The organism is Bacillus sp. FSL W8-0640 (genome assembly GCF_038007725.1).
GTDB classification, from domain to species: Bacteria; Bacillota; Bacilli; order Bacillales; family Bacillaceae_G; genus Bacillus_A; species Bacillus_A cereus.
Genome location: NZ_JBBOXT010000001.1, coordinates 1,049,889 through 1,064,856, shown reverse-complemented (window position 1 = coordinate 1,064,856; position 14,968 = coordinate 1,049,889). Strand labels below are relative to the sequence as shown.

Here is a 14,968-nt window from a genome sequence, read left to right as displayed (position 1 = left end):
TCCTTTACTTCGCTAACTGCCCTTTAGAGTATTCATGAATAAATGTAGTTAAACGTTTTAATGTATCCGGATTTACTTCTGGGAATACACCGTGACCTAAGTTAAAGATATAACCCGGCTGTTTCATCCCTTGATCTAAAATACCTTTTACATGTTCTTCAATAACAGACCATGGTGCAAGTAAGAATGAAGGGTCCATATTACCTTGTACCGCCTTATGAACGCCACGTGCACGTGCTTCTTCAATCGGTAAGCGCCAGTCTAAGCCGACTACATCAAGCGGTAAGTCGTGCCACTCATTCACTAAGTGTGCAGCTCCTACGCCGTGCATAATCATCGGTACACCCATCTTACGAACTTCTGCAAAAATACGCTCCATTGCTGGTTTAATAAATACGCGATAATCTGCTACATTTACTGTTCCAACCCAAGAATCGAAAATTTGAACTGCTTTTGCTCCTGCGTTTATTTGCGCTTTTAAATATGTAATAACCATATCTGCTAGTTTATCCATTAAAGCGAACCAAGCTTTTGGCTCTGCATACATGAACGCTTTCGTATTATGGTAGTTACGAGATGGACCGCCTTCAATCATATAGCTCGCTAATGTAAATGGAGCTCCTGAAAAACCGATTAACGGTACGTCTAACATTTCTGTCGTTAATAAACGAATTGTATCTAGTATGTACGGTACGTCATCTTCTGGATTGATTTCCCCTAGTTTTTCTACGTCTTGTAAAGAACGGATTGGATTATCAATAACTGGGCCAATACCTGATTTAATTTCTACATCCACACCAATTGCAGGTAGTGGTGACATAATATCTTTATAAAGAATTGCTGCGTCTACGTTATATTGATCAACCGGCAATTTTGTAACGTAAGCACATAACTCTGGATTATGTGTAATTTCAAATAAAGAATACTTTTCTTTAATCTTTCTATATTCCGGCTGTGAACGACCTGCTTGACGCATATACCATGCTGGTACATAATCGGTACGTTCCCCCCTACATGCTTTTAAAAATGTCTCATTTATAGTTCTTACCAAGACCCTTGCTCCCTTCCTTACCAATGCTTCGAATACGTTCGATATTTATCTTTTTTTACTATACAGCTTGTAAAAACAAAATGCATAATATTATGTACGTTGTTCATTAAATTGACACAAACATTCTTAAAAACGCTTACTATTTTCACAACATTCTTATTATAACACAGAGAAAAACTATGGTTTAGCTACTTTTGACTTTTCTCCTTCACGATTCGTTTGTGTATTATATGGTACAACGTAAAAGCTCGGTTTTGAAAATATGTTAACGAACTTTTCCTCATATTCCCCAGCACCATTTACAGTGCTAACATGTGTATGAATTCCGTTCTCCACTCTATAGATTCGGTACATAATTCTGTTATCTGGAAGTGGCGTCCAACTTAATTTTGCTTTAAATAAACCGAAAGGGCTAAATGATAGTTTCATTTTTACATCTTCAATTTTGCGCAGTCGAATCGGAGCGCCGATTGTTTCCACACCTTCAGGCTTCATAAACTTCTCTTTATGTTCTACATTAGCCTTCGTTAAAATTTTCTTAAACAATTTTGTCGCAGATGCACTTTCTCCTTGCAACTGATGCTCCTTATCCGTACGGTCATAACCAATCCAAACAGCGCCTACTAAGTTCGGTGTATAGCCGACGAACCACATATCTCTTGCTCCCTTATCGTCATTTGGCAATGAAGTTGTACCTGTTTTCCCAGCTAACGCACCGTTATATACACCAACTCTCGCTGTTCCTTCCTTCACAACTCCTTCTAACATTTTCGTCATATACCATGCTGTCTGCTTCGAGAAGATTTTCGTCTCTACTTTTGGAGATTCCCCAATGACTGCACCGTGTCTATTTAATACTTTATCAATAACGTGCGGCTCAATAATATTTCCATTTGCTAAAAATGAACGATACATTTTTACAAGATCAAATGTTGAAACGCCATTTTTTAGTCCCCCAAGCGCTGTACTTAAACCAGCATCTGCAATATGGACATTTCCTTTTTCTAAATATTGCTTTCCTTCTTCTACCCCTAACTCATTTAATAAAGAAACTGCCGGTACGTTTGCCGACTCTAAAATCGCATCATACATCGTCATTTCTTTTGAATACTCATGATTATAATTTCGAGGTTCATACCCTTCAAAAGAATTTCTTTCATTCGTTAATAAAGAATACGGATTATACTTTTTCGTTTCTAGTGCTGGTGCATAAACGATAAGTGGTTTTAAAACAGATCCGGGCTGCCTTTTGGCAAAAACACGATTAAATCCTCTCGGGACGTACTTTCTTCCCCCAATCGCCGCTTTAATCCCTCCCGTACGATTATCCATTAATAAGAAAGCACCTTGCGCCCCTTCTTCTTTCCCAGGAAAATTCCTTGCATCTTGAAACTGGTTATATGCTACCTTTTGAATCTTTTCATCCATAGGTACGACAAACGTATATCCTCCGCGAAGTACTTCTTGATGAGACAACCCGTATAAACGAGCGGCTTCATCTATGACCATATCAATATACGGCATATATGCAAGCTCATTCTCATCTAAATTTTTATATAGAGCAATTGTCTTCCCTTGATAACGAACGCTTTCTTCTGCAGTCAAATAGCCTTGTTTATGCATAAGTGACAATACTAGATCGCGGCGTTCCTTACTCTTCTCTGCAGAATAGTACGGTGAATATCCGTTTGGTGACTTCGGAAGGCCTGCAAGCATTGCCCCTTCCTCTACTGTTAAATCCTCAACATTTTTATTAAAATATAACTTTGCTGCCGCTTGAATACCGTAAGCCCCATGACCAAAATAAATATGATTCATATACATTTCAAGAATTTGTTGCTTCGTATATTTTTGCTCTAATTGAAGAGAAATTGCGACTTCCTTCAATTTACGCGTAAATGTTTTTTCACGAGTTAAAAAGACGTTTTTAGCGAGTTGCTGCGTAATGGTACTACCGCCCTCTACCTTCTCTCTAGCTAACGTATCTTTATAAAGAGCACGGAATATAGACGGATAATCAATCCCTTGATGCTCATAAAAACGAGAATCTTCCACCGCAACAAACGCCTGCTGCACATACTTCGGAATTTGCTCGATCGGTACGAGGTCTCTATTTTCTACGTATAATTTCGTAATTTCTTTCCCTTTCTGGTCAACGATACGTGATGAAGAGTGGAAAACGAGCTGCTTTTCATCCATCATATAGCCACCAGCTAACACGATAAGTTTATAGAGTACAATCGCTACTACGAACGTTGCGACGCCGCCTAATAAAGTCCACTTTACTTTCTTCATACATCGTCCTTCTTTCCAAATGATGGTACATTTATTATTTGAAAAAGAAGTATCTTTATGTATATAATCTTCGAAGTTTTTTAAGAGAGTTGATATAATAGAAACAAACTAGTAAGGGGGCATTAAAATGAAGGCTATTATTTCATACGAAACACCTCTAGAACAAGCACATTTCACTGCAAAAAATGATGAGAAAAATATGTTTTATAAAGAAAATACAGAAGAATCTGTAGAAGGCTCACTTCAGTATGACGTACTAGATGCTGTCGGCGAATTTAAAGGACAACCTGGCTATATCGTTTGTAACAACATTTCTGTAACAGACGAAGGTCGCCCTGTATTTGAAAACCGCTTTAAAAACCGCGCAGGCCTTATCGAAAACGAACCAGGATTCCAAGCGATCCGTGTTCTACGTCCATTAAGTAACGATACATATGTCATCTTAACGATGTGGGAAACAGAGCAAAACTTTAAAGACTGGACAGAATCACGTTCATTCGAAAACGCTCATAAAAAACGTCCCACGCAAGCAGAAGGAAAACCTCAGGCTCAAGCGCATCCACATGCGGAACAGCAAAAGAGTATTTTCTCTCGCCCTTCTTTTGTGACTACTTTTGATGTGTTAGTTTAATTTTTTTGAGTTTGGAGTTCAGAAACCGCGGTATGTGAAATTATATCGGCGATTTTTCGAATATATCGGCGCAACTCGAATTATATCAGCGTTTTTCTGAATATATCGGCGCAACTCGAATTATATCAGCGATTCTTCGAATATATCGACTTATCGACAAATCATGACACAAAAAGGAAACACCATTACACACCGGTGTTTCCTTTTTCTTTGTACCAATTATATATACGAAGTGAATCTTTTTTTCTCATATGCTTTACTTCATAACCCCGCCCCGCTACCGCTACAAGAGTTGTACATAATTCATCCTTTCTTTGAAAATACGATTGATTATAACCTACTGCTTGAACATGTCTTCTTCGCATTATTCCTGTATATTTCGAAAAATTACGATATACAACCGTTAGTTGATTTTCTCTTAATTCATAACCGCCACTTTTATATCTAGCATACGCAAGTAACGAAAACACGATAAATAACGGTAAAACAAAAAATAACGCAATATATTGTTTTAAATATATACTCACGCTAGCAATTAGAACTGTGAGTATGATACTTATTAACCAGCCCATAATGAAATAACGACGCAACGCTGTTTTTGGTAAGTGAGCGATCTCCGCTTCAATTTCATAAGGTAACTCTAAATATGTGAGCAGGTGCTGTACATCTTTTTTCTTCATAAAAGGATGCAGCATCACTTCATTACTTGCTGCTCCAATACTGTGAATTGCTTCCACTTCAACAGCGCAATAACCAAATGGCTGGCGAAGCATACATTCTTTTACAGTAATCGCTTGAATTCGGTGCAATTTTAAGACAAACTCTTTCTTTTCAAATAACCCTTGAACGATACGAATTTCTTCCCCTTTTCGCTCAATTTTAAAGTTTGCATATTTCAACACATATCCAGCCGTGGAAATAATCCATGAAATTGCCATTAAAATTAATGCTATTACAATTAGTTTATAAACACCGTTTCCCATCACATACGCTTCTACTTTACTTGTGAATCCTTCAGGAAGAACAAAATCAAACTTTGTGTAAAGAAGTACCAGTCCAGAAAACACTAGTCCGAACCGACCAGATGTAATCGCTGCTGCTAAAACCTCTTTCGCTGTTAACTGATAAACCGTCTTGCTTTCTTCCTCTTCTATTTCTTCTTTTACAGTAGTTTCTTTCTTATGTAATAAAGAGATTAAATGTTTTGCCTCGTCTTCTTTAATACCAGCCAACATCACTTCTGGTTCACTACCACCACCCGCTACTTCTATATTTAACTTCATAAGCCCAAGCATCTGATAAATGACATTAGAAGACGTACTAACATTTTGCACACGTTCTTTATTTAAATAACTTTCCTTCTTTACAAAAACACCGTGCTTTATATGTAAAATATTATTCTCAATCCAGTACACTTTAAAATACCATTTAATTGCTGAAAAAATAGCCATGATAAATAAAACAACCAGAAGGAAAAGATAAAATAAATACCAAGGTTCCACTTGTTCATCAGGTTTAAATAAAACAAGAATAATAAGTGGCAACAAACTCGCAACTCTAATACCTAACAATATCGTAATCGGATGTTGCCTCTTATACATCCTTATCACTCACTTTCGCAAGTTCTCCAATTTGTCTTTTTAGCTGTTCTGCTTCTTCTTTCGTTAAACCTGGAATACTATGAGAAGTTGCGGCTGTTGAAATGTGTAATTCTGCTAAATTATACTTTCTCATGATCGGCCCTTGCTCAATCGTTACGTGCTGCACACGGATCATCGGAATAAGTACGCGTTTTACAACGAACATTCCCTTTTGAATCTCAATCTCTTCTTCATTTAATCTGTAACTATAATAGCGCTGACGTAAATTTGGAAACACAAAATAATCAAGTGGAATAAATGTAATAGCTCCTGTTACTAATAGTCCAAACAACCAGCCCCACCAGTTAAAGTTAATCATAAAAAAGAAATACGCAATTACGACTGTTAGTATAACTGCCGTCCCAATTAAAGCGTGAATTCGCCACACTTTCAGCATATTAGAATGAATCTCCCTTTCTAACGGCTGCATCTCATCACTCCAATTCTATGAATTTATTACTTATATATTATCAAAAAATAAGATTTCATATACATTTTTGTAAATTTATAGTCAAATAAAAATATATGAATCAAAAGCATATTAAAGAAAAACATACCTCAGTTTTGAAAATTATATATTATAAATATGAATTATATTGAACTAAAATAAACCTTACATGATTCATGTAAGGTTTATCGTTTTATACACAATATATTTCATTATTGTTGAGATATACTAGCATCGCTTTCAATTCGCTTTTCTTTTTGGCTCAGTTTTTTATCTTTAGATTTTTTTAATGTTAAAGTCATACCAATAAAAATAAAAAGAATTCCTGTTATTTGCATTAAAGTTGGACGGAATCCAGTAAGTACAGTATCTAATAATATTGCCACTGCCGGATCCAAAAAAACTAATATTGAGATTGTTTTTGTAGATAAATAGCGTAAACTATCAAAAAACAGATAATATACTATCCCTGTGTGAATAAAACCAGTAGCTATAATATATGTCCAATTACTTTGAGTGAGGCCACTAAAAGCATCTAAATCTATAAATGGTATTAAAAGAAATATCCCCAAGAATGTTTGTAAAAATGTCATTGCATACGCACTCATTTTGTTAATCCCTTTACCAAATAAAGTTGTAAATGCATAAAAAAGAGCTGCAAGAAATCCCCATATCATACCTGAAGACATTAATGAACCGACAGAGAAACTTCCATCGATACCAGCAATTAATAAAGCTCCTGCAAAACACACAACTATTGAAATGATAGATATTAATGTTAATTTTTCTTTAAAGACGATACTTCCAATTAACAGTACAATTACTGGTGCAAGATGATAAACCGAGATAGCAATTGTAACTGACATATTTTCAAAGGCTTTAAATAAGAAAACCCAATTAAATACTAAGAAAAAGCCACATATTAAAACTTGAATAACTTCTTTTCGTTCCCATTTATCTTGTTTATATTGCCCTGTAAGCAACCAGCATACACTTAAAAATATTGTCGCAAAAATACACCTTACAAACACTAATTCAAACGAAGGTAAGTTTGTTTGAACTGAAAAAAATCCAACTGATCCAAAGATAACCATTGATGCTATCATCTTTAAAGCCGGTACCGTTTTCTCTTGCTTAAAACTTTTTTGAAGCAAATTAATCCCCCTCCAATAAAAACTCGGTTTATAGTGAGAAAAACACCAGCCTAAAAAAGGACAGGTGCTTTTCCTCAAAAACACTCAATTATAAATTTTTCCCAGCAGTCCAACCACCATCAATTACAAAATTAGAACCAGTAATAAAGCGGGCCTGATCAGAAATCAAGTACTCAATACATGAAACAATATCCTGCGGCACCCCCCAAGTATCTAAAGATTGATTACTTTTTATCATAGACATCAAGGCTGTATTACTAAAGTATTCTTCTGTAAGTTCAGTTCTAATAACACCGGGAGAAATGCTATTCACCCTTATATTTTGCTTTCCAAATTCCATAGCCATCTGTTTAGTCAATCCGATTAAAGCATGCTTTGATGCAACATAAGCAGCTCGCTCTGGTTCAGCCATTAATCCAGAAACCGATGCTATATTCACAATACAACCTTTTATTTTCGATTCACACCATCGCTTAGCTACTTCCCTAGAAAGGATAAATGGGGCTACTAAATTTACATCAATTACTTTTTTAAACATATCATCGGATAAATGTAAAACAGGTGTTATCTCTCGAATACCAGCTGCATTTATTAATATATCAGGAGAAAGCTTTTCTAAATCTAATTGAGTAAAAAGATTATGAATCGCTTCGCTATTACTTAAATCAATTTGCACTACTTTCAAAGGCATATCTGTTTTCATATAATCTATTAAATTATTATTATTAATATCAAGCGCTATTACATGAAATGATTTTTCTAAAAAGTATTTTATACAAGCATGACCTATACCGCTATTGGCTCCAGAAATAATAATTATTTTATTCTCTCTCATTTTGTCTCCTTATAAGAAAATGTTACTAATAAAATATCACGAAAAGCCTCCGTACTACATTCTGTTCCAAGTGGCGTTACGGCATGGAAGACCTTTTGTCCAAATACTAAAGTTTCTAAAGGCTTCTTCAAACTTATAAACTGATTAATTTCCCGAGGAGAATTAGCTATTAAATTATCTCCACCAATAGCTGTATTACTTAAATTCATAAGGTGTAAAAACACTACTGGTTCATCATCTTTATGTAACCAAATAGGTGAACTAAAAGATGGTCTTTCTTTAGTAGCTTTATATCTTACTTGATGTAAACCTATAATTAAGTCTTTACTTGTATCTATTATATTTGTTTTAAATGCAAATTCAGTATCGAAGCGCACGATATTTTGAATTAAAGGATTACATAAAAAGCTATCATTTATGCTATTGAACTGTCTAACTTTCCCGCCATCGTCATAGTTATATTCTTTAGATTGGAAGTAATCATTACTATTATCTAAAATATAATCTGGTGAATCAACATACTTTATATACCTTGAATAAGATCTAGCACGGCATTCACCGTATGCATCATCTTCCAAATTATAATAATCTAACTGTGCTTGTGTTAATAGACGATGATTCTCTTCCTCTTGTAAAAAGATTTCATTTGAGATTTCAAGGAATCCTTTAGATTCAAATTCATGTACCTTTTCTTCTATGCTAAAGCCACTCATTTTACTAAGAACAAACGTCATTATAAAAACCTCCACACTATTGTATTTTTCTATCTCACCCTATGTTAGAAATGCAATAAGTAACCGAGATTCTTGCTTAATAAAATTAAAAATTATGATATTCAATTAATACACCAAATGAAATATACGTAATTCATTAAAATTATTTATTAAGCAATATTATATATCCTTTCGGGTATTTTTTCTAATTATCTGAAGATTTATCAACATTAGTCTTAATATTCAAAAATAAAGAAATAGATTTTTCAGAAAGATAAAACTGCGCGTATTGCAATTATTTATGTATATAACTTTTTTAAAAATTATATTTTAAATATAGCTAGTTTTTTATAAATTTTTTGATATAATTACATACGGGAAAAGGGAAGAATTTTGTCTTCCCTTGTGTTTTTATTTGCATCTAGTACTTTTGCTAGATGCTTTTTTTTATGCTAAAAAAGGTATCCTCAAATACTTTGAGGATACCTTTTCACCTTTATTATCTCTGCTGTTTTCTACCTAATATGAGTAATCCAAAACTCATCATTACAAGAAGTGCTCCCATATATGGTTCCACAGGCATTTTCTGCCCTGTCTTCGGTAATTCTTTTTCAGGTTTCTCTGGATTCGGTGTCCCAGGCTTTTCTGGATCTGGTGTCCCAGGTTTTTCTGGATTTGGTGTTCCAGGCTTTTCTGGATTCGGTGTTCCAGGTTTCTCCGGATTCGGTGTTCCAGGCTTTTCTGGATCTGGTGTTCCAGGCTTTTCTGGATCTGGTGTTCCAGGTTTTTCTGGATCTGGTGTTTCTGGGCCTGGTGGCGCTAAATGATTCAATTTGTTTAATACTTCTAATTGAACTGCATTTATCATTCCATTTGTAATTTCAAATGGAATTGGATTAGTTAATTTTTCATATCCTTTTGGTGCTTCTACTTCTACTAGTGTGTAGTTACCTACAGATAGATCTGTGATTTTTGCCTTTCCATCTTTATCTGTTGTTACTTTCACTACTACTTTTCCCTCTTCATCATGAACCTCAAACACAGCTCCTGATAAGACTTCCTTGCTTTCAGCGGCCATTTTTGTAATCTCCACTGAACCTTTGTCTAACTGTTCATTCTCTACTTGCAATGATAAGACTTTCGTCATACCTTTTGTAATTTCGAATGAAATTGGCTTTTCTAGTGGTTTGTAGCCTGCTGGTGTTTCTACTTCTACTAACTCATACTTTCCAATAGATAAATCTGAAATGTCTGCTTTTCCTTCTTTATCCGTTGTTACTTTCGCAACTACTTTGCCTTTTGAGTCACGTACTTCAAATACAACATTTTCTAATGGTGCTTTACTGTCTTTATCTATTTTTGTGATTTCTACATTCCCCGTATCTACCATTTCATTTTCTACAGTGAACGCTAAAGATTTTGTCATACCTTTTGTAATTTCAAATAGTACAGGCTTTTCTAATTTTTTGTAGCCTGGTAAACTCTCTACTTCTACTAACTTGTACTTTCCTACTGATAAATCTGCAACTGTTGCTTTTCCAGCTTTATCTGTCGTTACTTTCGTTACTACCTTGCCTTTGTCGTCTTGAACTTCAAAGACTACACCTGCTAACGGTGCCTTATTATCTTTATCTATTTTTGTAATTTCTACATTTCCCGTATCTACCATTTCATTTTCTATGTTTAATGATAGAACTTCTGTCATACCCTTTTTAATTTCGAATGATACTGGCTCTGTTAGTTTTTTGTAGCCTGGTAAGCTTTCTTTCTCTACTAATTTGTACTTTCCTACAGATAAGTCTGAGATTTTTGCTTTACCATTTTTATCTGTTTTTACTTCCGTTACTACTTTTCCTTGTTCGTCTTGCACTTCGAAGACTACGTCTTCTAATACTTTTTGACTATCTTTATCTACTTTTGTAATCTCTACTGAACCTTTGTCTACTAGTTCATTCTCTACTTTTAGTGATAAGACTTCTGTCATACCTTTTTTGATTTCAAATGATACTGGTTTCGCTAGTTTTTTATATCCTGGTAAGCTCTCTACCTCTACTAGCTTATATTTTCCTACTGATAAATCAGCAATCTTTGCTTTTCCTTCTTTATCTGTCGTTACTTTTGTTACTACTTTGCCTTTTTCATCTTGTACTTCGAAGACTACACCTGCTAATGCTTTTTGACTATCTTTATCTACTTTTGTAATCTCTACTGAGCCTTTGTCTAACTGTTCATTCTCTACTTTTAATGATAAGACTTCTGTCATACCTTTTTTGATTTCGAATGATACTGGCTCTGTTAGTTTTTTGTAACCTGGTAAGCTTTTTTTCTCTACTAATTTGTACTTTCCTACAGATAAGTCTGAGATTTTTGCTTTCCCTTCTTTATCTGTCGTTACTTCTGTTACTACTTTGCCTTGTTCGTCTTGTACTTCGAAGACTACACTTGCTAATGTTTTTTGACTATCTTTATCTACTTTTGTTACTTCCACATTTCCCTTGTCTAACATTTCGTTTTCTACTGTTAAAGCAAGAGATTTTGTCATGCCTTTTTCAATTTGGAAAGTAATCGGATCTACTAATTGTTTATATCCTTTTGGTGCTTTTACTTCTACTAACTTGTATGTGCCGACTGATAAATTAGTAACTTGTACTTGTCCTTTTTTATCTGTCGTTATTTTAGCGACTACTTGCCCTGCTTCATCTTGAATTTCAAAGACTGCATCAGCTAAAGCATCTTTATTTTCTTTATCTACTTTTGTAATTTCTACATTTCCTGTATCCACTAATTCATTTTCTACTGTTAGCTTTAGCGCTGTTACTCTACCCTTTTCAATTTCAAATGAAATTGGCTTTTCTAGTGGTTTGTATCCTGCCGGTGTTTCTACTTCTACCAACTCATACTTCCCGATAGATAAATCTGAAACGTTTGCTTTTCCTTCTTTATCCGTTGTTACTTTCGCAACTACTTTTCCTTTTAAATCACGTACTTCAAATACAACATTTTCTAATGGTGCTTTACTATCTTTATCTATTTTTGTTATCTCGACATTCCCTGTATCCACCATTTCATTTTCTACTTTTAATGATAGGACTTCGGTCATGCCTTTTTTGATTTCAAATGATATTGGTTTTTCTAATTTTTTATAACCAGGTAAACTTTCTACCTCTACTAATTCATACTTTCCTACAAGTAAATCTGAAACATTTGCTTTTCCATCTTTATCTGTCGTTACTTTTGTAACTTCATTACCCTTTTCATCTTGGACGATGAATGTTACTCCCGCTAACGGTGCTTTATTATCTTTATCTATCTTTGTTATCTCTATATTTCCCGTATCTACCATTTCATTTTCTATTTTTAATGATAGAACTTCGGTCATGCCTTTTTTGATTTCAAATGATACTGGATCTGTTAGTTTCTTATAGCCTGGTAAACTTTCTTTCTCTACTAATTTGTACTTTCCTACTGATAGATCTGAGATTTTTGCTTTACCATCTTTATCTGTTTTTACTTCCTTTACTACTGTTCCAGCTTCATCTTGCACTTCAAAAACTACGCCTTTTAATGCTTTTTTGCTGTCTTTATCTATTTTTGTAATTTCTACTGAACCTTTATCTAACTGTTCATTTTCTACTTTCAACGATAGGACTGTTGTCATACCTTTTTTAATTTCGAATGATACTGAATCTGTTAGCTTTTTGTAGCCTGGTAAACTTTTCGTCTCTACTAATTTGTACTTCCCTACTGATAAATCAGAGATTTTTGCTTTACCATCTTTATCTGTTTTTACTTCTGTTACTACTTTTCCTTGCTCATCTTGCACTTCGAAGACTACGCCTTCTAATACTTTTTGACTATCTTTATCTATTTTTGTAATTTCTACTGAGCCTTTGTCTAACTGCTCGTTTTCTACTTTTATTGCTAAAGCTTTTGTCATACCTTTTTTTATTTCAAATGGTACTGGTTCTGTTAGCTTTTTATAACCTGGTAAGCTTTTCGTCTCTACTAATTTGTACTTTCCTACTGATAGATCTGAAACATTTGCTTTTCCATCTTTATCTGTTACTACTTTTCTTACTACTTCATCTTTCTCATCTCGGACTTCAAATTCGACACCCGCTAATACTGCTCCGTTTTCTTTGTCCACTTTTGTAATTTCTATATTACCTTTGTCTACCATTGCATTTTCCACTTGTATTGGGAATATGCCGTCCCCTGTTACACTTACTTCGAACTCTGTTTCTTTTAATTGGTAGCCTTCAGGCGCTTTCGTTTCTTTTAAAATATATTTTCCTAGTGCTAACGGTTTAGAGATTGCCTTACCATCTTTATCTGTAACAATATGTTCGACTACTACACCGTCTTTTACTATATCAAACTCTGCATTTGCTAATGGTTTTTCACCATTTTCCGAATCAATTTTCTTTATTTCAATTTGACCCTTTTGCACAGTATTTTTAATTTCAATTGTTTTTGTTTCTCCAGCTTGAAGTGTAACCTCTACTGGGCTTGTTAATTTTTGATATCCTTCTGGTGCTACTGTTTCATAAACTTTATACGTCCCAGGAGCTAAAGTTTGAGGTACTGAAAAACCTTTTTCGTCCGTTGTCAGTTTTGCAACAACTTCATTTGCACTATTTCGAACTTCAAATTCGGCACCTTTTAACCCTTTGTTCGGATTCTCAGAATCTATTTTATGAAGCGATACTGTACCATCTTTTGGAGCTTCAGGCGGTGTAATAGTTACTTCTTTTGATGTTAATGTTTTATCATCAAAATGTAATTCCGCTTTATTAGGAATCTTCTTATCTACGTAAGAAGATAAGTCTGCATTATTTTTAATTTTCGCCTTGATACTAAGATTAATTATCTGGTCTTCATATGACTTATAATCAAAATTCTCACCAAACGTAAATGTTACTTCACTTCTTTGTTTATCTATATTTAACGTCCCTTTAGAAGTAATATCTTGGCCATTTTTATCATACACTTTTGCCTCTAATACTTCTAAAACATCTTCTAAATCATCACTAATTACCATAGATGTGTATTTAGAAGGATCGTTCGGTATATGTGTACCAACTTGGTATTGAATAACTTGATCCATTTGTGTTAGCTGCTCATTCTCTACAAGCTTGCCATTCTCATCAACTATATTTTTTTCAATGCTAGGTGGATTATTGTCACCTGAACCAGATCCTCCCCCACCACTCACAAATACTTGTCCTACTTTTTCTTCAGTTTTAATATTTTTACCTTCTAATTTCACAGTATTTTTATGAGGTTTTGCAGCAGGATTTGTAACCTTTGTTTTATATCTTAAAATATAGCCTTTTGAACTGTCTGGAAATTCAATTGTAAATCCAGTCTTTGTTGCATTTATTTTAATGTTAGATAAATTTGCTGGCTTAATATTTGTTGGTGCATAACCATCTTCAAATACAGCCTCTTCTAATACTACGCTGTCTGTAATTAACTCATGCCCAGGTCCTAATGTATCTGTTAATTTAAGATCTTGCATTTCTGTTCCAGTTGCATTTACATATACAAGCCAATCAGCAATAGACGGATCTTCTTGATTATAAGAACCCCATTTCAATAGATTTTCCGTATTGGGTTGTGGCTTCGGTCTCTCTGTCGTATTACTTACATTTACTTCTTTATTTACGATTTGACCATCAACGTTAAATTCTAATGGAATTTCTTTAACACCATCATATGCTTCTAGACCAAAGTAGAATTCTACGAATAAAGAACCTTTAATGTTGTTCTTTCCTTCTACGTAATCACCCATAGTACACGTTAATAGACCCTTTTTCATCTCACATGTACCAACTGTTTTTCCTTCAGCATCTTTTAAAGGAAAACTCATATTCATAAGGTCTTTTCGAAACTCTTTTGGCATATCAATTGTGAATTGATCTCCACTTTTTATTTTTTCTTTAGCTGACCACTTCACTTCTACTTTCATACCATCTGAGGCTTGATATGGTTCAGATGTCGTGCCATCAGTACGGGAAATATTAATTTCGTCCACTGGACTTTTCATAACAGCAGCTTGAATAACTGGAGCCCACACATTCAGCACTGAAAATAATACTAGAAAAACTAATGAAACCATTGAAATATGTCTTTTAGTACTTTTCATTTGCATAGTTCCCTCCTAAATTTTTATATTTATATAACAAAAAAAGATCGTCC

At 34.3% G+C, this 14,968-nt stretch carries 9 protein-coding genes; 1 reads left to right on the top strand and 8 read right to left on the bottom strand.

What is annotated here, in order from left to right; genetic code table 11:
- Positions 1-4: 4 nt before the first annotated feature.
- Positions 5-1,051 carry a uroporphyrinogen decarboxylase gene (hemE, locus tag N2V80_RS05560; protein WP_000252605.1) on the bottom strand — a complete coding sequence of 349 codons (1,047 nt, stop codon included), beginning with the start codon at positions 1,049-1,051 and terminating at the stop codon, positions 5-7.
- Positions 1,052-1,228: 177 nt separating this feature from the next.
- Complete coding sequence (locus N2V80_RS05555; RefSeq protein ID WP_000756297.1) at positions 1,229-3,346, bottom strand: transglycosylase domain-containing protein; 2,118 nt, start codon at positions 3,344-3,346, stop codon at positions 1,229-1,231.
- Positions 3,347-3,473: 127 nt separating this feature from the next.
- On the opposite strand from N2V80_RS05555, the gene hmoB reads away from it, so the two are divergent.
- Positions 3,474-3,977 (top strand): heme-degrading monooxygenase HmoB, encoded by a 504-nt coding sequence (hmoB, locus tag N2V80_RS05550; protein WP_048568198.1) that lies wholly within the window; start codon positions 3,474-3,476, stop codon positions 3,975-3,977.
- A gap of 185 nt (positions 3,978-4,162) precedes the next feature.
- On the opposite strand, the gene N2V80_RS05545 is transcribed toward hmoB, so the two are convergent.
- The 6 genes from N2V80_RS05545 to N2V80_RS05520 all read right to left on the bottom strand — a co-directional run bounded on the left by N2V80_RS05545 (position 4,163) and on the right by N2V80_RS05520 (position 14,921).
- Positions 4,163-5,578, bottom strand: coding sequence for a PH domain-containing protein (locus N2V80_RS05545; protein WP_061655443.1), 1,416 nt, complete (start codon positions 5,576-5,578; stop codon positions 4,163-4,165).
- The gene (locus N2V80_RS05540) at positions 5,571-6,047 is read right to left on the bottom strand and encodes a PH domain-containing protein (protein WP_001182725.1); all 477 of its coding nucleotides are present in this window, start codon (positions 6,045-6,047) and stop codon (positions 5,571-5,573) included. The genes N2V80_RS05545 and N2V80_RS05540 overlap by 8 nt, the downstream gene beginning before the upstream one ends.
- Positions 6,048-6,277: 230 nt before the next feature.
- Entirely contained in the window at positions 6,278-7,219 is a 942-nt protein-coding gene (locus N2V80_RS05535; RefSeq protein WP_000939630.1) for a DMT family transporter, read from the bottom strand.
- An 88-nt stretch (positions 7,220-7,307) separates the two neighbouring features.
- Positions 7,308-8,054 carry an SDR family NAD(P)-dependent oxidoreductase gene (locus N2V80_RS05530; protein ID WP_061655442.1) on the bottom strand — a complete coding sequence of 249 codons (747 nt, stop codon included), beginning with the start codon at positions 8,052-8,054 and terminating at the stop codon, positions 7,308-7,310.
- Complete coding sequence (locus tag N2V80_RS05525) at positions 8,051-8,788, bottom strand: 2OG-Fe dioxygenase family protein (RefSeq protein ID WP_061655441.1); 738 nt, start codon at positions 8,786-8,788, stop codon at positions 8,051-8,053. The genes N2V80_RS05530 and N2V80_RS05525 overlap by 4 nt, the downstream gene beginning before the upstream one ends.
- Before the next feature lie 478 nt (positions 8,789-9,266).
- Complete coding sequence (locus tag N2V80_RS05520; protein WP_061655440.1) at positions 9,267-14,921, bottom strand: SpaA isopeptide-forming pilin-related protein; 5,655 nt, start codon at positions 14,919-14,921, stop codon at positions 9,267-9,269.
- Positions 14,922-14,968: the final 47 nt, after the last annotated feature.

Coding starts and splice junctions, on each gene's coding strand:
- N2V80_RS05525 (WP_061655441.1), bottom strand. CDS start 8,788: ATGACGTTTGTTCTTAGTAAAATGAGTGGCTTTAGCATAGAAGAAAAG.
- hmoB (WP_048568198.1), top strand. CDS start 3,474: ATGAAGGCTATTATTTCATACGAAACACCTCTAGAACAAGCACATTTC.
- N2V80_RS05540 (WP_001182725.1), bottom strand. CDS start 6,047: ATGCAGCCGTTAGAAAGGGAGATTCATTCTAATATGCTGAAAGTGTGG.
- N2V80_RS05545 (WP_061655443.1), bottom strand. CDS start 5,578: ATGTATAAGAGGCAACATCCGATTACGATATTGTTAGGTATTAGAGTT.
- N2V80_RS05520 (WP_061655440.1), bottom strand. CDS start 14,921: ATGCAAATGAAAAGTACTAAAAGACATATTTCAATGGTTTCATTAGTT.
- N2V80_RS05530 (WP_061655442.1), bottom strand. CDS start 8,054: ATGAGAGAGAATAAAATAATTATTATTTCTGGAGCCAATAGCGGTATA.
- N2V80_RS05555 (WP_000756297.1), bottom strand. CDS start 3,346: ATGAAGAAAGTAAAGTGGACTTTATTAGGCGGCGTCGCAACGTTCGTA.